The following is a 24,923-nucleotide window of genomic DNA, read 5'->3' as shown; positions in this document are numbered from 1 at the left end:
ATGAAGCACTGGAGGTTGTGGATTATCGGAAGCTTTTGCTTGCTGAGCCAATCGCTTTTGGCCCAGGGTGACTTCTATATGTCCAATGCCACCATCAACAACTGTTACGGTAATTTTTTCGACTCTGATCTAGGGATGCCCGCGGGCAACTACGACCATAACGAAAACCTAACGTTCACCATTTGCGTCCCCCAGGCTACTCAGATCACCATGATCTTCTCCCAATTCTGTACCGAAGCAGTTCTCGACTACATCCGGTTTTACGACGGACCCGACACCCTTAGCCCTTTGATTTTTGGACCCTGGTCAGGAGGAAACACTCCTCCCCCAATCGTCGCCACCTCAGGCTGCTTAACGATCAACTTTATATCAGACGTATCTGTGGCGTGTACCGGTTGGTCCGCACAATTCTTCAGTGATGTCCCGCCCCCTATTCCACCGAACATCACCGCTGTTGCAGGCACGTGTAATTCCAATCAATTGGTTGTTGGCTTCGATGCACCTATAGACTGTGATTCATTAAACGCAGGAGCATTCACGCTAAGCGGCACACCTGGTTACACCATCACCTCTGTACTACCGAACCCTTGCGTAAATGACTCTGCTACTTCGGCCATCCTGATGCTGGACAATGCCATCACAGATTGTGCGAGTTTCGGATTAGACTTTGATTTGACCCTTGCAGATGCTTGTGATTCGCTCCATTTCTTTACGCTAACCCAAGCTTTCGACGTATTTGACTGCCCTGTTGAGGTCCAACTTCAGGCCACAGCAGATTCCTTATGCGGTGGTGGATGTGCAGATATCCTTGCCGCTCCCAATGGAGGAGACTGCAATTACACCTATACCTGGAGCACTGGCTGGCCCAATATAGGAGGTCCCCATACGATATGTACATCGACCGATACAACCATCATCGTCACTCTTTCAGATGGACAAGGTTTCACCGATACAGACACCATCCAGATTTTTGCCATCGACGCTCCGGTGGCTGGTCCCGATACTAATGTTTGCAGCACATTTGGACCCCTTCAGCTCATTGGAGCAAGCCCTGCCGGCGGCATTTATTCCGGACCTGGTATTTCAAGTCCCACAGGTATCTTCGACCCTTCCCTCTCGGGTCTAGGTAGTTTTTATGTTTACTATGACTTCCAGGGATGCATCGACAGCCTTGAAGTCACCGTCTACGAGCTAGACGCGGGACCAGACACAGCTGCGTGCCCTGGAAGTGGGCCCCTGTTCTTAACAGGCGCTAATACTCCCGGTGGGACCTGGACTGGACCAAATGTAACGCCTACGGGGGTGTTTACTCCACCCGCGGTTGTGGATTCCTTTACCGTGTTCTATTCTGCCAATGGCTGCACTGATTCACTGACCATTTATGTCGACAGCATTGCCCTGGCGCCATTGGACTCGGTTTGTCAAAGTGACCCCATCGTTCAACTTCAATTCTCCCCACCAGGAGGATTGTGGAGCGGACCTGGGATCGTTGATGGTCAGCTTGGCTATTTTGATCCGGATGATGCCGGCGGCGGACTGCACACCCTCACCTATACCATCAGCGGTTGCGCAGGGTCTGAGGACATCTATGTATGGCCAATCGACATTGGGCAGAACAGGCTCGTGGTATGTCCTCAAACAGATACTGTATTCTTACCCACACCAAACCCAACAGGTGGGTATTGGAGTGGTCCCGGAATAATTGACTCGATCGCCGGGATATTCAACCCTTCCTTAATTGGTACTGGTGGGAACTATAACCAGGACATCTTTTACCATGTGAATGGTTGTGTGGACACCCTTGAAATTCGAGCGAGAAATACAACAGTCGACAGTGTTGTCCTGCGACGCTGCATAAGCGACACCATATTTGAACTAGGTAATGGAAATACGGGTCGAAATCCGTGGAACGGGGACTGGTCAGGTCCGGGCGTTATTGATCCCAATTATCCCGGCGAGTTTGATCCAGCGGCAGCTGGCCCGGGATTGCACCTTTTATACTACGACGCCAATGGCTGTAGAGACTCCATGTACATCGAGGTCTTTCCCCTGCCGACCGTTAATGACACCATTGTCTGCGAAGCTTCAGGAATCATCAATTTGTCCGAATCCGTTCCTGGCGGAATCTGGTCCGGACCAGGAATTGTAGTGGACACGACGGGCCTATTCGATCCTACTTTAGCAGGACCGGGAAGCCACACCTTGTACTACGATATATTTCAAGCCTGCCGCGACAGCATGGTGATCACGGTGGATAGCCTACCGGTTATTGACATGAGCTTTGTGGACTCTGCCTACTGTTTTATCGACAGCGTTATTGACTTAAACATCACGCCCGCCTCCGGAACTTTGACGGGTCCCGGTGTTATCGGCAACAACTGGAATGCCGCACTCGCGGGATCAGGAGTTCACCTCCTTCGTTTTGAAGCCACCAATGGAACCTGTACGGTTCAAGATTCTGCCTTTGTGTTGGTTCGAGATACCCTGGAAGCCAATAGCTCCGTGGATTCCACGGCTATTTGCTATGGTGATTCAGTTTTAGTCGACGTCAGTGCGGCTGGCGGAGAGACGACAAACATTCAATACCTCTGGAGCGATAGCCTTGGAACTGGACCAAGCCAAGTGCTTCAACCACTTCAATCGACAACCTATTTCGTCACCATAACGGACAACTGCTCCGAACCTGTGGTGCTTCCAATCGACATTGAAGTCTATCCGGAGATTGAAGTGGACCTCTTGCGTTCCGATACGGTCTGTTACGACTCCACAGGATGGGTGAGTATTCAAAGTGCCAATAACATAAATTACACTTTCACATGGCTGACCAATCCCACGCAAAATAGCCCGACGATCGACGTGGAGCGTGGGACCTACTACGTGGAATCCACCGATCCCAATACCGGCTGCTCCGTGGTCGACACCATTACGCTACCGTCCTTCTCCCAGCTCAACGCCAATTTTAGCCTTAACCCTAATTTCGATTGCTTATACCTAAGCGAGTCTCAGGTCAACCTCATCGATTTCAGTATTGGTGGTACTAGTGGCTATTGGGACTGGGGAGACAATACCGGCAATGTGCTCTACCAATTGGGGCAATATCCACAGCACTCGTATGCAGACTCCGGGCAATTCACCGTCACGCTTTACCTAGAGAACGAGGGTGGGTGCTTTGATATTCATCAAGAAACGGTCTGTATTGAACTGGACCCTGGAATCTGGATTCCGAATGCGTTCACCCCAGATGCCGACAACCTCAACGACGGGTGGAGGCCCGAAGGGTCGCAAATCGAAGAATATCGATTACTCATCTTCAATCGCTGGGGCGAACTCATGTTTGAAACGGACGATTTTTACGAAGCTTGGGACGGCACCTACAAAGGCGAGCCCGCCAAGAGCGACGCCTACGAATACCGATTGTGGTACCGATACATCGATGCGGAAACCGTCCATGAACGCATAGGTCAGCTCTATCTAATTCGCTGATTTCCTCCTATTTACTATCTTGTATACGATTCCCTTGGCCCTACGGGCCGATGGAGTAGCCCCGGCGGAGAGGTCTGCGGTCGTGAAACAACCCGGCTATTACGCCACCAAACCAAACCGCCTTGGACGCTTTGCGTCCTGCAACGCCTATGGCCGACAAACTGATCTACGAGAGCAAGAAGTCCAAGATTTACTTCTACGAGGACTCGGAGTGGAACAAACCCGTTTTGCTCAAGCTCCTGAACTATGAATTCCCGACGCCTCGGGATATTTCCCAGTTCTACAACGAATTCGATATTATCGAAGGTCTCGGTATGATTGGTACCCGAGAAGCTTTGCAACGCTTAAAGTACAAGGGCAAACACGCCATGTATCTTGAATGGGTGGAAGGTCAGACGGTCAAAGAAGCCTTCCAAGGAAAGCAAGAGGACATCCGGGACTTCCTACATTTAGCTGTTCCCATGGCTTCGGCAGTAGCAGAGCTGCACGATCAGAACATCATCCACAAGGACATCTCGGGGAACAACATGATTGTAAACCTCCAGGAACGTTGGGTGAAAATCATCGATTTTGGTATTGCTTCGAAGATTACGCTCAAAGAGCAGCACCTCGGAAATCCAGAGCATCTGGATGGCACGTTGGAATACCTGAGCCCGGAACAAACGGGTCGAATGAATCGCGTCATTGACTATCGAACCGATTTGTATTCATTGGGCATTGTTTACTACGAAATGCTCTGCGGCCGCACACCTTATCAAGGACTAGATGCCATGGGAATTGTCCATGGACATATCGCCGTCACTCCTCCTTCCCCAAGTGAGGTCAATCCGAAAGTTCCTCAGGCGATATCCGATATCGTCATGACTCTTTTGGCCAAGGAGTCGGAATTGCGCTACCAGTCGGCTCAAGGATTGCAAGCCGACTTGAAGCGTTGCGCGGAGGAATGGTCGTCGAAAGAAAGCATCGAGCCGTTTAGGCTCAAAGAACAGGACTACTCCGGAAAGTTTAGCTTACCGCAAAGACTCTACGGTCGGGATGGCGAAATTGAAGTCCTACTTCAAAAATTTACCGATGTGGCAGAAGGAGGGCTCGAGCTAGTCCTCGTCGCGGGCTATTCCGGAACGGGAAAGTCCGCATTGGTGCATGAAGTGCACAAACCGATAACGGAAAAAGCCGGGTACTTTGTCGAAGGAAAGTTCGATCAATACCAGCGATCGGTCCCCTATTACGCCTTGCTCCAGGCCTTCAATGAGTTTATCGACATTCTCCTGAGTGAAAACACATTGCGGCTTGATGCCATACGCGAGCAAATTCGCGAGGCGGTTGGTGAAGAAGGAAAAGTGTTGACAGACGTACTTCCCAACCTTGAATTGGTCATTGGCGAACAACCTGAGGTGCCGGAACTCGGAGGCTCGGAGGCCCAGAATCGTTTCAACTATGTCTTTCGAAAGTTTGTCAATGCCGTTTCTACGGAGGAGCACCCAGTGGTGGTTTTCATCGATGACTTGCAATGGGCAGATTCCAGTTCTCTCAGCCTGCTGAAGTCCCTAGTTACGGACTCTGACAATGCCTATCTCCTATTCATAGGAGCTTATCGGGATAACGAGGTCAGCCCTTCCCACCCTTTTATGATTGCCGTAGATGACGTTCGAAAAACGGGTGCTGAAGTTTACGACCTCCATATTGGGAACTTGAGCTACGATCACGTTCAGGAATTAGTCTCCGACGCACTCAACAAGGACCCTAAAGCCGTCGAGGACCTCTGCGAACTCGTGGTTCAAAAGACCCAAGGGAACGCCTTTTTTGCCACCCAATTCTTGAAATCCCTTTACGAGGATGAGCTGCTGATCTTTGATCGGTCCGAAAAATCTTGGTCCTATAACCTAGCGCGCATTCAGGAAAAAAACATCACGGATAATGTGGTGGACTTCATGGCCGCTAAAGCCCTCAAACTTCCCGAATCTACACAGAGTGCTTTAAAGTTCGCCGCTTGCTTCGGCAATCAATTTGACCGGGCAACGCTGATGACTATTAGCGAGCAGAGCGAAGAAGATACCATTGCTGATCTCCAACCAGCCCTAGCGGAAGGGCTCTTGCTCCCCTACGGAGATGAAGGCTTCAAATTTGCCCACGACCGCATCCAACAAGCAGTGTATTCTCTCATCCCAGAGGAAGAACGCGATGCCAATCACCTTCGCATCGGTCGACTACTGCTGCAAAATGCCGACGATCAGGTGTTGGAAGATAAGCTGTTTGACATCGTCAATCAGCTCAATTGGGGGGTTCGACTGATCGAAAACGAAGTAGAAAGAACGGAGCTCTGTGAGCTGAACCTTCGAGCCGGGATCAAAGCCAAAGAATCCTCTGCCTTCAAAGTAGCCTACGACTACTTTGTGGCGGGAATCGACCTTTTGAGTAAGGACCCGTGGAAAAATCAGTACCGCACTACCCTCCAGTTACATGCCCTGGCCGGAGAGACCGCCTATTTGAATGGGGACTTTGAGCAGATGAACCAAATGATCAATACGGTCATAGATCGCGCCGAGCATCTGTTGGAAAAGGTGAAGTCCTACGAGATTAAGATTTTAGCTTACAAGGCTGAAAATAAGCTGATTGAAGCGATCAACACTGGGCTCGAGCTCCTGGCACAACTGGGTGAGAAATTCCCCAAGAAGCCGACAATGGTCCATGTTATGGCTGCATTGATCAAGTCTAAAATTCAGCTTCGAGGCAAGTCAAACGAAACCTTGGCGGATTTACCCGCCATGACCGACGAGAACAAAATCGCGGCCATGCGCATCATTGCCGACATTGCCAGTTCCAGTTATTGGGCGACTCCAACCTTGTTTCCCTTGCTCATGTTCCGCATGGTTGAGCTTTCGCTTAAATATGGGAATACAGCGGTTTCTGCCTTCGCCTTCGCCACCTACGGGGTGATCATGTGTGGCGTATTGGGCGCCATGAAATCCGGCTACGAATACGGTAAACTCGGACTCATTCTTCTTGAGAAGTACAAGGCCAAGGAGTGGAAGACTCAGATCTATACCCCGATGTATTGCTTGATCGTAAATTGGAACGAGCACATTGATCAGACCCTGGGACCCCTTCAGGAATCCTACCACATCGGTTTGGAAACCGGAGCGATTGAGTTTGCTTGCGTCAATACTAATATCTACTGTATTCACAGCTACCTGAGTGGTAAGCCGCTCGATCGTTTGGAAGTTGAGACCCGGTCGTACAGCGAAAGTTTCGATCAATTCAAGCAAGAGACCAACTTCAACTACAATGAGGTCTATCGTCAAGGAATGCTCAACTTCATGGGGCAATCAAAAGACCCCATTGTTCTTACAGGGGATGCCTACGACGAGGAGAAGATGATGGCTCAAAACCAAGAGCGAAATGATCAAACCGGAACCTTCTTCCTTCATTTCAACAAACTCATACTCTGTTACTGCTTCGGCGAGTATGAAAAGGCCGTACATCATGCTGCGGAAAGTCGTAAGCTTTTGGAGGCCGTATTAGCCAAGTTCGAAATCCCCAATCACCACTTCTATGAGGCTCTGACGCTTCTTGCCCTCTATGATCGAAGTACGGGTGCACAAAAAAGAAAGTCCATTCGACGGGTGCGAAAGACCATTCGTCAAATGAAAAAGTGGGCCAAGGACGCTCCTGAAAACTTCATGCACAAATACCACTTGCTCAAAGCCGAATTACTTCGAGTTCGCGGACGAATGAAGGAGGCTGGATTGGCTTATGACGAGGCCATTAAAGGAGCCAGCCAACATGCGTTTACACATGAAGAGGCCATCGCTCATGAATTGGCCGGTGTATTCTACATCAAACAGAACTCCGAGCGTTTGGCGGAGCACTATTTGAAATCCGCCTACAATGCCTATAGAGAATGGGGAGCTCAGGCCAAATTGAGGGCTCTTGAGCAGGAACACCCGAACTACGTTAGTGGTGTGCATGGAAGTTCTGGCATTGGCACCCTGACCACTTCTGGATCCAGTTCCATGGGCCGAACGAACAGTATGCTCCTGGATATGAGCACGGTGATCAAGGCTTCAGCCAGTATCACCCGTGAAATTGTCTTACACAAGCTCCTGAAAAATCTGATGCACATCGTGATGGAGAACGCCGGTGCCGATCGAGGAATCCTACTCCTCAAAGATGGTGCTCAGTTCAAGGTTCAAGCCCAGTCTGATGATTCAGGATCCACGGTGGAAATTCTTCAAGGAACCGATTACCACGACAGCGCTTCCTTGTCTGAAAGCGTGGTCTCATATGTCATTCAATCGAAGAAAAATGCAGTGGTACAGGATGCCAAAAATGATGTCCGCTATACCCAGTGCAAATACATCAAGGACTCATCAGTTCAATCCATTCTGTCCTTGCCTATTCTAAATCGCGGGAATCTGGACGGGGTACTTTACTTGGAGAATAATCACGCCACTGCAGCTTTCACTCAAGATCGGATTGATCTTCTCGCCCTTCTATCCGGACAAATTGCTGTTTCCATCAACAACGCGATTCTGTACGAGAACTTGGAGCAAAAAGTAACCGAACGCACCGCGGAACTCGCTGCGGAGAAAAAGAAATCAGACGATTTACTCCTAAATATTCTTCCTTTAGAAACCGCTGAGGAGCTTAAGCGGGATCGAAAGACTACCCCGCGACATTTCGATATGGTCACGGTCTTGTTTACTGATTTCAAAGGCTTTACGACAATGAGCGAGCAGCTAAGTCCGGCAGAAATTGTAGATGAATTGGGGCGCTGTTTTGGCGCTTTTGACAAGATCTGCGATGCTCATAAGATTGAAAAAATCAAGACCATTGGAGATTCCTATATGTGCGTTGGCGGTCTTCCCGTGCCGAATTCGACGCACGCTGCAGATGCGGTAAAAGCGGCCCTGGAAATGCGTGATTGGATTGAAGAATACAAGGCTGTTTCAAAGGCGCAAGGAAAACCCATTTTTGAAATCCGTATTGGATTGCACACGGGACCTGTGGTTGCAGGTGTCGTGGGGTCAAAAAAATTCGCATACGACATCTGGGGGGATACCGTGAACACCGCGGCTCGGATGGAAGCCTCAGGAGAGGTCGGAAGGGTCAATATCTCCGGAAGCACGTTTGATGCCGTAAAAGATTTGTTCGAATGTACCTACAGGGGAAAAATCGACGCCAAGCACAAAGGCGAAGTCGACATGTACTTTGTAGAAACCGTTAACACCCCAGTCCCTACATGAGCCTATTCCCACCCGGCGCTAACGAAGAAGAAATAGAACGCGTTTATCGTGAGGCGCACAAAGCAACTCGAATAGATTACTCCGCTTCAGGTGGTTTCTTTGGACCTAAACTCAGGAATATCAATCACCTGGAAGTTGGAAGATCGAAAATCATCAACAGCTGGATCGTTCGCATCGCTGAGTACCTATTGGTGCTCTATCAGCGAACGATTGAAGCCATTCAACGATTGAAGCGGAAGATTTGGCCCAAAAGACGGACGATACATGGGCATCGTAAAGACGCCTATGTCACGGCCAAGTTGACCTTTGCCAAGCGTGATGACTACGCAACTCCAATCCACAACATGCCTTGTCAGCTTTGGGCGCGAACGCGCCTTGGCGGATGGCGCTTGTTTTCCGAAGGGTGGAGCGATCGAGACGGAATAGTTAAGTTGGAATTCGACTTTTTGGAATCGCGCCGTAGGCGCTATCATTCGTTTCATTTCGAGGTCTGCCAAATTGAGCACGTCTTTTTTCATCCGGACAGTGAAATCGCCACCACTGAATATCAAACCTTTGAGCGGCTCAAGGTCGCGAAAGGAGATATGACGGGGATGGGTTTGGATTTGGGCAATGTTCAGCTCTTCTATTGGGAGTACCGCCGAGATGTCCCCATTCCACGGGTGGTGATTAAGGATCACGACGAGGATGCGCCAGAGTACTACAGTGATGGTCGTAATGATGCCATTCAGCAGCAGTTTGTGCCCATTGAACTGACAAAGGACAAGCATCTGGCGCAAATTGCACTTGACCCTGACTCCTTGAGCATCAAGGAAATCCAGAAGGATTATCCGAAGAATTTGACGGTGGCGATGGAGGAAAAAATGCCTGGCTCAACGCGCTGTGACTACTGGTTTGGACGCCGGATGATGAACGGTATGAACTGTGCAACCTTTGTGCCGGACGAGCACGAATCGGACCGTTACTGGGTGCGGTACTTCGGAGCATGCAATTACGAGGTAAACGATGAGTATGCATTTCCAACGGTGGAAATGAAGTTCCATATTGCTCCAGACGGGCTTCCTGTTCCCGAAGAAATCATCACGACTGGACCGACCAATCAGTACGATAAATCCCCCTTCCAGCAGCGACGTTTTACACCCGCAGACGGCGAAAAGTGGGAACAGGCGAAGAGGGTTGCACGCGTATCGGGAGCCCTTTCTACGGAATTGGACGATCACTTTGCAGGGACACACGTCAATACCGAACAATTTGCCATAGCCGGGCGGAGAAACCTAAGGAAAAGTCCTTTGAGCACTCTGCTCTTCCCTCACCTCAAAGAGGTGGTATTGGTGAACCACAGCGCCGACGATATTCTGATTGGGCCTGGATATATTCCAAGGGCCTCGGCCATGACAGCCAATGGAATTGTGGAACGATGTACGGACATGATGGGTGTGTTGGACTGGAAGAATTGGTCGCCGATGGAGATCATTAACGATCAACATACTTATGCCAAAGCAGAACATCTCTTTTGGGAGGTGGTCTGTGATTTTGTGGATGACTTCTTTCAGAAAAATGAAGCGGGAATTCGTAAAGAATGGTTTGAGGTCTATCGCTTTTCTGAGGATTTGGTCAACAATAGCGCGCCGGTTTTTCACGATAAGAGGGATCTGGAGAGCTTAGCTCCGGACGCCGCTGCCTTCGAGCGCAAGCGAATCGACTACTACCATGCACGATATCGTTTCGATCCAAAGCTTGAACGCAGCTCTTTTGAAGGGCATCGGCGAAGCATGAGCCCTATTACGCACAATCCACTGGAACCTGATGCCGGGGATATGGACAATTTGAAAGACGCTTGTAAGTACGCCATTATGACGGCGACCTTTATGCACACCTGGGTGAACGAGCATCAGTATGAAGATATTGGAGAGGTTCTGTACAGCAGCCTCGGGTTGAGGTTTGGAGAACACAAGGACGGAATATTCCGGCCCGAGGATGACTATTCCATAGCTCCGGATCTCACTCGCTCTACGCAGATGATGTGGTTTAGCAACCTGCTTTCTCGCACAGAATACGGGTTCATTACCCGCAATGAAGAACACGATATTGATCCGCTGTTCTCTCACTTACTCGAGGAAAAGAGAACCGATTTCGAAGAGTTATACGTGGAAATCGACAACATTGAATCGCGAACCAACATCTAAGCTATGAGTTCAACGGCAATACATATTGAGCATACCGCTGAACGCGGGATTCGTGGTCTTTGGAACCGTTTTTATCTATGGCTTTTCAGCGAAATGTTTAGCTGGGCCATCGTATTTACATTGAGCCTGACGCATCGAAAACGCATGTCACATGACAACGGGATTGCCGGCGGTGGTAAAGTGACCATCGTAAAGGACCCTAAATTCCCAGAACACGAATTCTTCTCACCGGGCCGAGTCTTTCCGGCGCGAATTCGACATGCCTCTGCTACCTTTTTGGATGACGCGATGAACTGTATTCGATCCATGTCGATCAAATTCAGTGATGAGCACTTCAAAAGCCCCTTTGACATTGAAATGAATACAGGTGAGGTCAGCCTGTTCTGGTCTGCTCAGAGCTTCATGCAGTTTGCCAAGCTTCGTCGGGAGAAGTACGGAATTGAGTACATCGACTATTACAAAAAGTATCCCGAAGGATTGTTGGGCGCCCAAGTGGCCTTGCGGAGAGATCCGATCAGCTTTCACAACCTTCGTTACTATTGCAAAACGCCCTTTCGATTCTTGGGCAAGGACGACATACCGCGTTATGCTAAATACCGCGTACGCCCCTATGACAACGAACCCGAAACTGGTATCATGAAAGACCCTTCTACTGTGGATACTGGAAACCAGCGTATTCTACCCCACGAAACTAAAGGTCGGAACTACCTGAAGTATGAATACGAGGATCGTGTGAAAAGAGAAGGGGCTAAATACATGATGCAGATTCAAACCCGTATTGCCCAGGACGACGATGATCCTGAAATATTCAACAATATGGTTCCTTGGGACGAACATGCTCATCCATGGCACGATTTGGCCGTCATAGAGATTGATCACACCTACGATTGGAAGGAAAGTTGCCGAACCAGCTTTTCTTTGAACCATATGCCCAAGTCGTTGGGAATTATCAAGGCCAAGAGCATTTACGACTACAATAGCTTGAATTACATGCGATCACACAGTGAAAAAGCTCGGGTGGCGCGAATGTTGAGCTATCGACTATTTGGGTATCCAAATGCGATTCCCAATAACGACGACCGCAACTCTGGCGATTGGGCCAAGATACAGAGAGAGAAAGTCAGTAAGTCAAGTCGGGAGTCTTAAGGCAAGTGTTCCGCGATATCCGACTCAATCGCTTCCGGTGTTGTTGTGGGAGCGTATCTCTTAATGGGCGTGCCGTCCGGGCCGATCAAAAACTTGGTGAAATTCCATTTCACAGCATTTCCTAAGGTTCCCGGTAAGGCCTTTTTCAAGTATTTGAAGATAGGATCAGCATCTTTTCCGTTCACTTTGACCTTTTGGGTCAGCGGAAAGGTGACACCGTAATTCAATTCGCAGATATTGGCCATCTCCTCATTGGTCAGCGGCTCTTGACTCGCGAATTGATTGCATGGAAATCCGATGATTTGCAGCCCATCTTTTCCGTATTTGTCGTGGAGTTCCTCCAGTCCCTTGAACTGTGGAGTGAGGCCACACTCGGATGCTGTGTTGACGACCAAGAGTGTTTTACCCTTGAAATCCCCCATAGAAATCTCTTCGCCAGTGGATTTTTTCGTCGAGAACTCGTAGATGGACATAATCTGTTGTTTTTTCTACTAACAGTAAAAGTTGCACGAAGTTCTATTCAAAATCAGGATAAAGCAAATACTTTTTCCGTTTGAATTTAAACTGAAGTAGCTCTTTCTCCCAAGCCTCTCGAATCTCCTCCTCTGTCCGTCCTGCAATAATCTGTTCCCTAAGTGTTGGACCGCCGGCAAGAAGATCGAAGTAGTTCGGCCTCGCAAAAAACTCCTCACCTTCCGGGCAGAGACGATACGCATCGAGCAGCCAAAAAAGGTTGATTTGCCCATTTGCAGGAATAAAATCTCTTCCAAAAGTGGTCAAATCAAAGCCCTGACACAATTGGCCTTCGTGCTTTGGGTGATAGGATCCGAATCCTGCTTTCGGCGTAAAGCTGGTTGTACCTGGGGGCATCCAGGGGGCGCCCACTACCTCAAAAGGCTTCTCTGTTCCTCGCCCGATGCTCACACTGGTCCCTTCAAAGAAGCAAAGAGAAGGATAGAGATAGACTGCCGACATAGAGCGCAAATTGGGTGATGGATTGACGGGAAGAGCGTATCTCGTATTGTGGTCATATCCGGAGCAAGGCACAACTTTGAAGTCGAGCTCATTCTCCGTTTGAAGCCATCCTTCGCCAATAGCCATCCGAGCATACTCACCCAAAGTCAAACCATGTGCCACGGGAATGGGATGCAAGCCAATGAAGGAAGGCTCCGGTAGGTGGTTCATGGGGCCATCCACATAAAAACCATTGGGATTAGGACGATCTAGAATCAAAAAGTCAACATCAAAATCCGCGCACGCTTCCATGATGTAGCTCATGGAACTGACGAAGGTGTAGAAGCGCACACCTACATCCTGAATATCGAAGACGACGACGTCAATCCCTTCCATGTCCTCCTTGATGGGTTTTTTGTGGCTACCGTATAAGCTGATGACCGGAAGTCCCGTTTTGGGGTCTTTCCCGTCCGCTATTTTTTCGCCATCTGGAACATCACCTCTGAAACCGTGCTCTAGGGCAAAGACTTTCTGGACATCCACACCTAGGCTAAGAAGGGTATCAATGAGGTGCTGATCGCCAACGATTGAAGTGGGGTTTGCGACGACAGCGACGGATTTGCCGTACAACAGAGGACGGTAACGGTTCAATTGTTCAGCGCCAGTTTTGACTTGGCCCTGTCCCAAAAGGCTCAATAGAAGGCCGAGGAACGTCAATTTTATACCTTTAGCGCGCATTAATTCGTGCATGCATATGCGGTTTGAGTGGTTTATAGCGCGTCGACTTTCGAAAGCCGAAGCAAGTGATCGCAGTATCAGCGGTCCAATTATTCGGGTGGCCATTATCGCCGTTGCCTTAAGCTTTGCGGTAATGTTGATTGCCGTTTCGGTTGGAACAGGGCTGAAATCCAAGATCCGCGACAAAGTAATCGGTTTCACCGGGCACATCCAAATCACCAACTTCGACCAGAACTCGAGCTTTGAGCCCATTCCAATTGAGGCGGAAGCCGATTGGATTAAAGAAGTCCAAGAGCTTCCTGGAGTAAACCGCATCCAAAGCTATGCCACGAAGGCTGGCGTCATGAAGACTCGTGATGATTTCGAGGGTATTGTGCTCAAAGGACTCGGAGAAGAATACGATTGGACCCCCTTTCTCCCCTACTTGAATGAAGGCCGATTCCCGAGTCTTTCTGATACATCGAATCGAGAAATTCTCGTCAGCGATTATTTCGCGCGCAGACTGAACTTAGAAACGGGATCCAGAGTCCTGCTCTACTTTGTGCAACCACCGCCCAAAAATCCGCGGAGATTGCCTTTCACGGTCAGCGGAATCTACAAAACAGATCTTGAGGAATACGATCAGCTGTATGTGATGGGACGGTTGAGTGATATTCAAAACCTCAACGACTGGGGAACCGATCAGGTGGGTGGATTTGAAGTGCTCATTGACGAGTTCGACAATTTGGTGATGATAGGCGCTCAAGTAAATGCACTCATCGACTACAACCTCATTGCACGAACGGCCAAGCAAAAAAGCCCTCAGATTTTTGAATGGCTAGCCCTTTTTGATTTAAACATCTTCATTGTATTGGCCATCATGGTGGCCGTTGCGGCGATAAACATGTCCACGGCCCTGCTGATATTAATATTGGAGCGGACTCCTTTCGTCGGTACCATGAAAGCACTAGGGGCTCGAAATTGGAGCATTCGACGGATATTTCTCTACGATGCGTTCTATCTCATCGGATGGGGACTCTTCTGGGGGAACCTCATCGGCGGCGGTCTTTTGTTGCTTCAGGATCAATTCGGATTGGTGACCCTCGATGAAAGCACCTACTACGTCAGTGAAGCCCCGGTGGCGCTGCACTTATGGCAATGGAGCGCCATCAATTTGGGAACACTTGTTTTGTGCTTGATTGTTCTGATCCTCCCCTCCTACCTAGTCACTCGGATACCCCCAGCGCGAGCCCTCCGATTTGATTAATCATCGGCCCGTAGGGCCTCGCTAATCCGCCCAAGAATGGGTACCTTTGCCGCCAACTACAGCACAACGAAAAGCGCGGCATGATTTACGACAGCATCCTCGATACCATTGGTGACACTCCTATGATCCGCATGGATCGCATTGCCAAGAAATACGGAATTCCAGGAACCCTCTTGGGAAAGGTGGAATACTTCAATCCTGGGCATTCGGTGAAGGACCGAATGGCCTTGAAGATGATTGAAGACGCGGAAGCGGAAGGTAAAATCACCCCTGGAGGAACCATCATTGAATGTACTTCAGGGAATACGGGAATGGGGCTTGCCCTTGCGGCCGTGATAAAAGGGTACAAGTTGATTTGTACCATGAGCGATAAGCAGAGCAAGGAAAAGATGGATGTCCTAAAGGCGATGGGCGCTGAAGTGGTGGTTTGCCCTACGGATGTGACTCCAGAGGACGAACGTTCCTACTACAAAGTTGCAGAGCGCTTAGCTCGCGAAATCCCGAATAGCTTTTACCCCTTTCAATACGACAACCTGAGCAACCGGGCAGCACATTACGAAAGCACCGGCCCTGAAATTTGGGAGCAGACGGAAGGGAAAGTGACGCACTTCGTTGTAGGTGTAGGTACAGGAGGTACTGTTTCCGGTACGTCGCGCTATTTGAAAGAGCAGAATCCTGATGTTCAGACCTTGGGCGTAGATTCCTATGGTTCTGTTTTCAAAAAGTACCACGAGACTGGCGAATTTGATGAAAACGAAATCTACTCGTACATCACCGAAGGTATTGGCGAGGATATCTTGCCGAAGAATGTGGATTTCAGCTTGATCGATCACTTCGAAAAAGTTGGGGACAAAGAAGGCGCGCTCATGTGTCGCGAGCTGGCCCAAACCGAAGGCTTCTTCTTGGGATATTCCTGTGGATCAGCCATGCAAGCGGTTGTTCAAATGAAGGATCGCTTCGACGAAGACTCGGTCATTGTGGTCCTTTTTCACGATCACGGAAGTCGTTATGTAGGCAAGGTCTACAATGATGACTGGATGAAGGAACAGGGCTTTATTGACGCCTAATGCGCCCATTTATTGATCAGCTGGGAAGAACCGTGGCAGTGCCGGAGGCACCCAAGCGCATCATTTCACTGGTTCCCTCTCAAACAGAATTATTAGCTGATCTGGGCCTCGATGACGAGGTTGTTGGATTGACGCGCTTTTGCGTACATCCCGATCAATGGCGGTTTAAGAAGACGCGCGTAGGCGGAACCAAAGACTTTAAGCTCGATCGGATTCGGGATCTGAGGCCTGACCTCATCATCGCCAATAAAGAAGAGAATGAGCTTGAGGGCATTGAAGCGCTTGCATCGGAATTCCCGGTGTGGATCAGTGATGTTCAGAACCTCAGCGATGCCCTTTCCATGATCGAATCGGTTGGCCACCTCGTGAACCGTCCGGAAAAAGCTGCAGAACTCATTGAACGCATTGAAGGCCCGTTTCAGGCCTTAAGGGCCGCGCAACGGGACTCAGTGCCTGTTGCCTATCTCATCTGGAAGAATCCCTATATGAGTGTTGGCGGGGACACTTTTATTCACGCTATGCTCGAAGAGGGTGGCTTTGCGAATGTTTTTGGTGAGGAAAGCCGGTATCCTGAAGTTGATTTAACCGATCAGAGGTGGCAGAATGCCGAGCGCATTTTCTTGTCTTCTGAGCCCTATCCCTTCAAGGAGGAGCATATGGAGGAGTTGAGGCGCATCGCGCCGCAGGCGCACATTGAATTGGTGGATGGCGAACTCTTCAGCTGGTATGGAAGTCGCCTGGTGAAGACGCCTTCCTATTTGAGGGAATTAGGCAAAAAATAAGCCCCGGCAACCATGTGATACCGGGGCTTCTCGGGCTCGAGATAGTTTGGGTTATCTGGAGACCGAACCCGTAGGAAAATTACTTGCCACTTGATTTTCAATTGGATAGTTCACATGATCCATGGCACCGGCCATCGTGAACAGGGGTTTGAAAGCAAATGGAGCTTCTGAGTTGTCCGGATTGGGCTCAATGGAGATGACCAAAGGCATACCCGCCAAATCCACAGGGAAGGTCAACCCATTTGGCGCATTCATGACAAAGTCTTCGCCAGGGAAAGGAGGAGATCCAGCGTCCGTTCCGCTGAACGGTGCGTCTAGATCCGCGACAGAAGGATCGCTGAATCTTCCTGTAGAGACAGGGGTACCGTTGATCACGGCCCATCCTTCGTAGATCCAATTCGCAGGCAACGCCGGGAGGTCTAATCCAGCCGAGCCGTTACTCCCATCGAGAAACCAAACTCCACTCAGCTCGTCCGTCATATCGCTCGTGGTCGGCGTTGCCAATAAATATGTTCCCATTGCATTGGACAAATCTGCATTCAGAGCAGCTGGGTGCGCCGCAGATACCATGGCCTCATCACCGTTGAAAGCTCCTCCTAGAATTTTAATGTCGCTTGGAGCAGGGTCATTGTCTTGCTTGGGCTCAATGCTCAATACAAAATCAGTTGCCGCTGCGAGGTCCGCCTCGTCTACGGTAAATCGTGTGCGGGAAAGAACTCCGGCATCATCAACAGTAAAGGTTCCCGTGCTGACTGGGGCACCATCGACAATGATCCATCCTTCGTAGACTTCATCGGCCTCGACTTGAGCCAATTGTGAAAGGTTGAGTTCAAGGTTGCCTTGGTTGGAAGATGAATCGTCGTCATCTTCTGAACATGCAGTGAAGGCAAAAAGGGATACTCCTAAGAGTAGTAAAGACGCAGTTTTCATAATTTCTTTTTTTATGATTTCTGAGTCAAAGATCCTCCGAGAGTATCACGAAAAAATCACGGGCTCTTCACTTTTTCGTGACCTTCCTCACGCCGAGGGTAAGGAGAAGGCAAAAGTGGTGCTCTGATTGGCCTTGCTGACCACTGCGATCACGGATTGATGCAGATCCAAAATCCGTTTAACGATAGCCAAACCGAGTCCCGTCCCTTTGTTGTCCTTGGCCTGAGCGCGGTAATAACGATCAAAAAGATGCGGGACGTCTTCACTTGGAATTCCCGGGCCAGAATTCTCGATTTCAAACCTAATCTCCTCCTCCTCTTTTTTGACCCTTAGGGCCACGAATCCGGCTTCGGGGGTATACTTGATGGCGTTGTCGAGTAAGTTCTGCAAAACGCGTTGGAATAGCGCAGGATCCACTTGTACCTCCGGCAGGTCTGGTTGAACTTCGAGGTCGAACTCCAATCCCTTCTCAGACGCCAAGAGGGAAAAGTCTTCTGCAGAATGACGAACCAATTCTTCGGGTGTTGTCGTTTCTAGGTGAAGCTCCATTTGATCACTTTCCAATTTGGATAGCTCGAAGAGGCTGGCCACAAGTCGCTCTAATTTGTCGCTGCTGCGCAGCACGCGCTCAAAGTATTCGGCCCGTTGTTCCGCTGTGAGGGAATCGTTCTTGAGGGCAAGGGTTTCAATGTACCCTTGGATCACTGCCATTGGACTGCGAAGATCGTGGGAGACGTTGGCAATTAAATCGCGCCGTAGGCGATCGACTTTTTTGAGCTCTTCGATATTAGCGCTGAGGGTATCCGCCATCTGATTGAAGGTGCGCCCTACGGCGGCCAATTCGTTATCGGAGGTAATGGGTACCCGGGCCGTAAGATCTCCGTTCTCGTATTGCTGCACCGTCTTAATAATCTGACGGAGGTTACGCGTGAGCAAGAAAATCAAAGCAACGCTGATAAGAAGCGCCGAAATCAGAGTGATCACGAAAGATCGAGTACCAAGCTGCATGAAATAGTCGGAATACAGGGAGGCGGAGACCGTTTCGTACTGGTCGCTGGCCAGGACCATGTAAACATAGCCGAGTAGCTGGCCAGCTTCCAATACTTCTGTAGCCGAAAAAATGGTCTTTCTGCCGGGAATCCGAGGGTCGTCGCCCAAAACATAGGCGCATCCCGAGCTGGAGAGGAACTTTTGTACGGGTTCTAATTCTATGCTGTTCAGGCGAACCTCTTTGTCCAAAACCACATAGGAGAGAATTTCGCCAGAGGGATCCACGAGGTATACCTCCAGATTAGGGTTGACCGCCATCATGGAGTGCATGATTTGACCCAATGCCGCTTCATTGACTTCCCCATCTACAAAGGGCTGCACCTCTAGCAGCATATGTTCAGCTACGTGTGCATGGAGCTGCTGTGTGGTCTTTTGATGGTACTCTCGCATGGTGTTCGCCGTGAAAAACACGTAGGAGATTCCGATAACGACAAAGAGAAGGAACAATACCAAGCTCAGTCGCCAGACAAGGCTATTTTTAAAACTTTGGCCCATGAGATTAAAGTTGATCGTTGAAGCGGTAACCCACGCCCCAAGTCGTTAGAATAAAAGGAGCGTCAGCTTTGTCCTTATCGATTTTGGTCCGCAACCGGTTTATGTGTGAATTTACCGTATGCTCATAGCCTTTGAATTCGTAGCCCCATATATGAAGAAGCAGTTGCTCTCTGCTGAAACTCTGGCCTGGTGAATCTGCGAGCAACACCAACAATTCATACTCCTTTGGAGTAAGCTCAATTCGCTCACCATCAATTTCCACCTTTCGTTGCTCCAAGTCTATGAGCAATCCTCCTCGCTCAATGCGCTGGCGTTCTGAACCAGAGTTGCTTTTCAAACGCTCTTCTCTTCTCAACAAGGCCTTGACTCTTGCCTTCATTTCACGAATGCCAAAAGGCTTGGTCAGGTAGTCATCAGCTCCACTTTCTAAGCCGAGTACCTTATCGAATTCTTCGCTTCGAGCCGTAAGCATCATAACAGGGGTGAAAACTTCAAGCGCTCTCATCTTTTGGCAAATCGAAATGCCGTCCGTTCCGGGGAGCATGAGGTCCAAAAGAACTAGATCGTAGTTTCCAGTCAATGCCTCTTGAAGTCCACGGTTCCCATCCCCCACGCCTGTGGGTGTGCAGTCCATATCTTCCAAATGAAGCGTAATCAAGTCTCGGATATCTTGATCGTCTTCTACAACGAGTACCTTCTTCATAAGTCAGCGTTTGACTTACAAAGCTAGAAGCTAAGTATCACGAAAATGTCACGGTGCTTACATTTGGCCCTGAAGGCCAGCAAAATGGGCAAAAAAGGCGCGCAATATTTCGTGACTATTGAAGGTGTCCTATAGAGCCCCGTCGAAACTACGCGAGCAATTTAAAGGGACAAAAAAAGCCGCCTCGTTTCCGAAGCGGCTTCTTACTATTTCTAGAGCTTAAGCTTGGGCAGTCGGTCCGCCGAAATTCAGCGGAATGTTGCCTCGGTTGTCTTCTTGAATCTCACCGAATTGCTGCTCGTACTTTTGTACGTTATCGGCCAAAGCACGCATCAAACGCTTGGCGTGCTGGGGCGTCAAAACAATTCGAGACTTAACTTTCGCTTTGGGCACACCGGGCATCATCTTCACAAAGTCGACGACAAACTCCGCCGGACTGTGATTGATGATCGCCAAGTTACTATACGTCCCTTCCGCGATTTCTTCGGGCAATTCAATGTTGATTTGATTGCCTTGGTCTTGATTCTGATCAGCCATCTTAAGCTTCCTCTTCTACTTTAGCTTTCTCTGCCGCTTTTTCTTCGGCAGCCTTCTGCATCATGGCCTCCAAGTCTTCTTTGCTTCCTACGATCAAATCTTCGTATTCACGCAAACCTGTACCAGCTGGGATCTTGTGACCTACGATCACATTCTCTTTCAAGCCTTCGAGGTAGTCGACCTTTCCGCTTACTGCAGCCTCGTTCAATATCTTTGTGGTTTCCTGGAAGGAAGCCGCTGAGATAAAGGACTTGGTCTGGAGTGATGCTCGGGTAATTCCCTGGAGAATTGGACGGGCAACTGCTGGCAACGCTTCACGCGTTTCTACCAACTGCTTGTCGTTGCGCTTCAAGAAGCTATTTTCATCACGCAATTCACGTGCGGTGATGATCTGACCATTGCGTAGCTTTTCACTTTCTCCTTGGTCAGTAACGACGAGCTTGTTGTAAATCCAATCATTCTCTTCCATGAAGTCGTACTTGTGCACGAGTTGATGCTCCAAGAACTTGGTATCTCCTGAATCGACGATTTGCACTTTACGCATCATCTGACGAACGATTACTTCAAAGTGCTTGTCGTTGATCTTCACCCCTTGCAGACGATATACTTCCTGAATCTCATTCACGATGTACTCCTGAACAGCAGTGGTACCTTGAATACTCAAGATATCTGTTGGGGTAATGGCACCGTCAGACATCGCCATTCCAGCACGTACGTAGTCATTCTCCTGTACCAAGATCTGCTTCGATAGCGGAACCAAGTACTTCTTCACCTGACCTGTACGGCTTTCTACGATGACCTCGCGGTTACCACGCTTGATCTTTCCGTAGGAAACGATACCGTCGATTTCAGATACTACTGATGGGTTCGATGGGTTACGCGCTTCGAAGAGCTCAGTTACCCGTGGAAGACCTCCAGTAATATCACCAGCTTTAGCACTGCTGCGCGGGATCTTCACAAGTACCTTACCTGCTTCGATCTTATCGCCATCATTTACCATGATGTGTGCTCCAACTGGAAGGTTGTAGGTCTTGATGACCTCTCCTTTCTTAGATGTAATCTGAACGGTAGGAATCTTCTTCTTATCGCGCATTTCCGAGATCACCTTCTCCTGGAATCCGGTTTGCTCGTCAATCTCAACGCGGTACGTAATTCCCTCAATAACGTTGTCGAATTTGATCGTACCCGCAGTTTCCGAAAGGATTACCGCGTTGTATGGATCCCACTCGCACATCACATCACCCTTCTCGATTTTCTGTCCAGGCTTCACAAACAACTTAGCTCCATAAGGAATGTTGTTGGTGGAACGCAAGTGACCCGACTTAGGATCTACGATGCGCATCTCACCTGTACGACCGATAACGATGTTGTCTGGCTCTCCTGTAACAGGATCTTTGGCCCCTTCAACCGTACGCAATTCGTCAAATTCGATGACTCCTTCAAACTTCGCCATCATCGTTGATTCTTCGGCGATGTTCGAAGCCGTACCCCCAACGTGGAAGGTACGCAGCGTCAACTGTGTTCCAGGCTCACCAATGGATTGTGCCGCGATAACTCCAACTGACTCTCCCATTTGAACGGTTGAGTTTGTAGCCAAGTTACGTCCGTAACACTTCGCACAGATACCCTTGCTGGACTCACAAGTCAATGGTGAACGGATTTCAACCGCTTCAATTCCCGCATTGTCAATCGCCTCAGCGATATCCTCAGAAATCAATCCACCCGCTTCGACGATTACTTCGTCTGTATCTGGGTGATACACATCAACCAAAGAGTTACGTCCAACGATACGATCGTAGAGGCTTTCTACAATCTCCTCGTTCTTGCGCAATGCCGTTGTATTCAACCCGCGGAGTGTACCGCAGTCCACTTCAGAAATGATGACATCCTGGGCAACATCCACCAAACGACGTGTCAAGTAACCCGCGTCAGCCGTTTTCAAAGCCGTATCCGCAAGACCCTTACGTGCACCGTGGGTAGAGATAAAGTACTCGAGAATCGAAAGACCTTCCTTAAAGTTTGAAAGAATCGGGTTCTCGATAATCTCACCACCTGAGCTACCAGATTTTTGCGGCTTGGCCATCAAACCACGCATTCCAGAAAGCTGACGAATCTGCTCTTTAGAACCACGTGCTCCAGAATCCAACATCATAAAGATACTGTTGAATCCTTGGTTGTCTGTAGTCAAACGCTCCATCACACGCTCAGTCAAGCGCGCGTTGGTGTTCGTCCAAACATCGATCACCTGGTTGTAACGTTCGTTATTGGTGATCAATCCCATGTTGTAGTTTCCGGTGATTCCTTCGATCTGATCGATCGCACTCTTCACCATTTCCTCTTTTTCCTCTGGGATAATTACATCACCCAAGTTGAAGGACAACCCACCTCGGAAGGCCATGGTATATCCCAACTGCTTAATGTCGTCCAAGAAGGCCGCAGCCTCGGGCAAACTCGTGTGCTTCAATACGCGAGCAATAATTCCGCGAAGCGCTTTCTTGGTCAATACTTCGTTAATGTATCCTACTTGTGGTGGTACAGCTTCGTTGAAGATGACACGACCTACAGTAGTTTCGATCATGGTGTCCTTGATTTCACCGTGTACCAAGTCTTTGGTTTTCACCTTGATCCACGCGTGCAAGTCAACACGATCTTCATTATATGCAATGTTCACCTCTTCAGGAGAGTAGAAGGTCAATCCTTCACCGCGAACCACTTCATTCTTAGAACTCTTACGGATCTTAGTCATGTAGTACAGACCCAAGACCATATCCTGAGAAGGTACCGCAATAGGAGCACCATTCGCAGGGTTCAAAATGTTGTGAGAGGCCAACATCAAAAGTTGTGCTTCCAGAATCGCTTCATTACCCAAAGGCAAGTGAACCGCCATCTGGTCACCGTCAAAGTCAGCGTTGAAGGCCGTACACACGAGTGGGTGCAACTGAATCGCTTTACCCTCAATCAATTTGGGCTGGAAAGCTTGAATACCCAAGCGGTGAAGCGTTGGGGCCCGGTTCAAGAGAACTGGGTGTCCTTTCAATACGTTCTCCAAAATATCCCAAACGACCGGATCACGACGGTCAATAATCTTCTTCGCAGACTTCACCGTTTTAACGATTCCGCGCTCGATAAGCTTACGGATGATAAAAGGCTTGTACAGCTCAGCAGCCATTCCCTTAGGAAGACCACATTCGTACAACTTCAATTCTGGTCCAACGACGATTACCGAACGAGCTGAATAGTCAACACGCTTACCCAAGAGGTTTTGACGGAAACGTCCTTGCTTACCCTTCAAGCTGTCCGACAACGATTTCAAAGCACGGTTGCTCTGCGTTTTCACAGCGCTGGCTTTACGCGTATTGTCAAACAAGCTGTCTACAGACTCCTGAAGCATACGCTTCTCGTTACGCAAGATCACCTCAGGTGCTTTGATCTCCAACAAGCGCTTCAAGCGGTTGTTACGGATGATCACACGACGGTACAAGTCATTCAAGTCAGAGGTCGCGAAACGTCCACCATCTAGCGGTACCAATGGGCGAAGATCTGGTGGAATTACAGGAACAACCTTCATAATCATCCACTCAGGATTGTTCTCCATACGGTTATTCGCGTCGCGGAATGCTTCCACTACTTGCAAACGCTTCAAAGCCTCGTTCTTACGTTGCTGTGAAGTCTCTGTGTTTGCTTTGTGACGCAATTCACTAGACAAGGCCAATAAATCGATGTTCTTCAACAAATCGTGAAGTGCATCCGCACCCATCTTGGCGATGAATTTGTTCGGATCTGCATCATCCAAATACTGGTTCTCTGCTGGAATAGTATCCAAGATATCGAGGTACTCTTCCTCGGTCAAGAAATCCATTACCTGCAATGGCTCGCCATCCACATTCTGTGCGATACCCGCTTGAATAACGACGTAACGCTCGTAGTAAATGATCATATCGAGTTTCTTGGTCGGCAATCCGAGCAAGTATCCGATTTTGTTTGGCAGCGATTTGAAGTACCAGATGTGCGCTACAGGTACCACCAAATTGATGTGCCCCATACGCTCACGACGTACTTTCTTTTCGGTTACCTCCACACCGCATCGATCACAGATAATTCCCTTGTAGCGAATACGCTTGTACTTACCACAGTGGCATTCGTAATCTTTGACCGGTCCGAAGATCCGCTCGCAGAAAAGACCATCACGCTCCGGCTTATGCGTCCGGTAGTTGATCGTTTCTGGCTTCAGCACTTCTCCCCACGAATCTTCCAGGATTTTCTCCGGGCTGAAAGACTGATCGTAATCGCTGAAAAGTTGAACTCTTGGGTTTATTCTCTGTTCTCATCGCCATGATAAAGATGATAATAAAGTCGCTTT

Annotated in this window: 14 protein-coding genes; 7 read left to right on the top strand and 7 right to left on the bottom strand. The window is 49.1% G+C overall.

Annotated features, from left to right (window positions below; translation table 11 throughout):
• From HZ996_06895 to HZ996_06880, 4 genes are all read left to right on the top strand, one after another.
• Positions 1-3,483: a gliding motility-associated C-terminal domain-containing protein gene (locus HZ996_06895; GenBank protein QTN38874.1), complete on the top strand. Its 3,483-nt coding sequence runs from the start codon at positions 1-3 to the stop codon at positions 3,481-3,483.
• Between the two features lie 122 nt (positions 3,484-3,605).
• Entirely contained in the window at positions 3,606-8,729 is a 5,124-nt protein-coding gene (locus HZ996_06890) for an AAA family ATPase (GenBank protein QTN38873.1), read from the top strand.
• A complete protein-coding gene (locus HZ996_06885) occupies positions 8,726-10,915 on the top strand; it encodes a hypothetical protein (protein ID QTN38872.1) in 2,190 nt (729 codons plus the stop codon). Before HZ996_06890 ends, HZ996_06885 begins: the two co-directional genes overlap by 4 nt.
• 3 nt (positions 10,916-10,918) lie before the next feature.
• The gene (locus HZ996_06880; GenBank protein ID QTN38871.1) at positions 10,919-12,061 is read left to right on the top strand and encodes a hypothetical protein; all 1,143 of its coding nucleotides are present in this window, start codon (positions 10,919-10,921) and stop codon (positions 12,059-12,061) included.
• Here the strand turns inward: HZ996_06880 and HZ996_06875 are convergent.
• Entirely contained in the window at positions 12,058-12,534 is a 477-nt protein-coding gene (locus HZ996_06875) for a glutathione peroxidase (GenBank protein QTN38870.1), read from the bottom strand. The genes HZ996_06880 and HZ996_06875 overlap by 4 nt on opposite strands.
• 43 nt (positions 12,535-12,577) lie before the next feature.
• Positions 12,578-13,753 carry a DUF1343 domain-containing protein gene (locus tag HZ996_06870; protein QTN40017.1) on the bottom strand — a complete coding sequence of 392 codons (1,176 nt, stop codon included), beginning with the start codon at positions 13,751-13,753 and terminating at the stop codon, positions 12,578-12,580.
• A 16-nt stretch (positions 13,754-13,769) separates the two neighbouring features.
• Between HZ996_06870 and HZ996_06865 the strand changes: the two genes are divergently transcribed.
• The 3 genes from HZ996_06865 (at position 13,770) to HZ996_06855 (ending at position 16,848) form a co-directional block, all read left to right on the top strand.
• Positions 13,770-14,999, top strand: coding sequence for an ABC transporter permease (locus HZ996_06865; protein ID QTN38869.1), 1,230 nt, complete (start codon positions 13,770-13,772; stop codon positions 14,997-14,999).
• An 80-nt stretch (positions 15,000-15,079) separates the two neighbouring features.
• Positions 15,080-16,066 carry a pyridoxal-phosphate dependent enzyme gene (locus HZ996_06860; protein QTN38868.1) on the top strand — a complete coding sequence of 329 codons (987 nt, stop codon included), beginning with the start codon at positions 15,080-15,082 and terminating at the stop codon, positions 16,064-16,066.
• Entirely contained in the window at positions 16,066-16,848 is a 783-nt protein-coding gene (locus HZ996_06855; GenBank protein ID QTN38867.1) for an ABC transporter substrate-binding protein, read from the top strand. The genes HZ996_06860 and HZ996_06855 overlap by 1 nt, the downstream gene beginning before the upstream one ends.
• 51 nt (positions 16,849-16,899) lie before the next feature.
• Here the strand turns inward: HZ996_06855 and HZ996_06850 are convergent, their stop codons facing one another.
• From HZ996_06850 to rpoC, 5 genes are all read right to left on the bottom strand, one after another.
• The gene (locus tag HZ996_06850) at positions 16,900-17,778 is read right to left on the bottom strand and encodes an anti-sigma factor (protein QTN38866.1); all 879 of its coding nucleotides are present in this window, start codon (positions 17,776-17,778) and stop codon (positions 16,900-16,902) included.
• An 87-nt stretch (positions 17,779-17,865) separates the two neighbouring features.
• Positions 17,866-19,323, bottom strand: a complete 1,458-nt coding sequence (locus HZ996_06845) for a HAMP domain-containing histidine kinase (GenBank protein QTN38865.1) — start codon at positions 19,321-19,323, stop codon at positions 17,866-17,868.
• Between the two features lie 4 nt (positions 19,324-19,327).
• Positions 19,328-20,026: a response regulator transcription factor gene (locus HZ996_06840; GenBank protein ID QTN38864.1), complete on the bottom strand. Its 699-nt coding sequence runs from the start codon at positions 20,024-20,026 to the stop codon at positions 19,328-19,330.
• A gap of 219 nt (positions 20,027-20,245) precedes the next feature.
• Entirely contained in the window at positions 20,246-20,563 is a 318-nt protein-coding gene (locus HZ996_06835) for a DUF3467 domain-containing protein (GenBank protein QTN38863.1), read from the bottom strand.
• A 1-nt stretch (position 20,564) separates the two neighbouring features.
• Positions 20,565-24,878, bottom strand: a complete 4,314-nt coding sequence (rpoC, locus tag HZ996_06830; GenBank protein ID QTN40016.1) for a DNA-directed RNA polymerase subunit beta' — start codon at positions 24,876-24,878, stop codon at positions 20,565-20,567.
• Between the last annotated feature and the right edge of the window lie 45 nt (positions 24,879-24,923).

It is taken from the genome of Cryomorphaceae bacterium, from assembly GCA_017798125.1.
Taxonomy (GTDB): domain Bacteria; phylum Bacteroidota; class Bacteroidia; order Flavobacteriales; family ECT2AJA-044; genus ECT2AJA-044.
This window is presented reverse-complemented; position numbering and strand designations above follow the sequence as displayed.

Coding starts and splice junctions, on each gene's coding strand:
- HZ996_06835 (QTN38863.1), bottom strand. CDS start 20,563: ATGGCTGATCAGAATCAAGACCAAGGCAATCAAATCAACATTGAATTG.
- HZ996_06855 (QTN38867.1), top strand. CDS start 16,066: ATGCGCCCATTTATTGATCAGCTGGGAAGAACCGTGGCAGTGCCGGAG.
- HZ996_06850 (QTN38866.1), bottom strand. CDS start 17,778: ATGAAAACTGCGTCTTTACTACTCTTAGGAGTATCCCTTTTTGCCTTC.
- HZ996_06875 (QTN38870.1), bottom strand. CDS start 12,534: ATGTCCATCTACGAGTTCTCGACGAAAAAATCCACTGGCGAAGAGATT.
- HZ996_06860 (QTN38868.1), top strand. CDS start 15,080: ATGATTTACGACAGCATCCTCGATACCATTGGTGACACTCCTATGATC.
- HZ996_06880 (QTN38871.1), top strand. CDS start 10,919: ATGAGTTCAACGGCAATACATATTGAGCATACCGCTGAACGCGGGATT.
- HZ996_06840 (QTN38864.1), bottom strand. CDS start 20,026: ATGAAGAAGGTACTCGTTGTAGAAGACGATCAAGATATCCGAGACTTG.
- HZ996_06845 (QTN38865.1), bottom strand. CDS start 19,323: ATGGGCCAAAGTTTTAAAAATAGCCTTGTCTGGCGACTGAGCTTGGTA.
- HZ996_06870 (QTN40017.1), bottom strand. CDS start 13,753: ATGCGCGCTAAAGGTATAAAATTGACGTTCCTCGGCCTTCTATTGAGC.
- HZ996_06885 (QTN38872.1), top strand. CDS start 8,726: ATGAGCCTATTCCCACCCGGCGCTAACGAAGAAGAAATAGAACGCGTT.
- HZ996_06895 (QTN38874.1), top strand. CDS start 1: ATGAAGCACTGGAGGTTGTGGATTATCGGAAGCTTTTGCTTGCTGAGC.
- HZ996_06865 (QTN38869.1), top strand. CDS start 13,770: ATGCGGTTTGAGTGGTTTATAGCGCGTCGACTTTCGAAAGCCGAAGCA.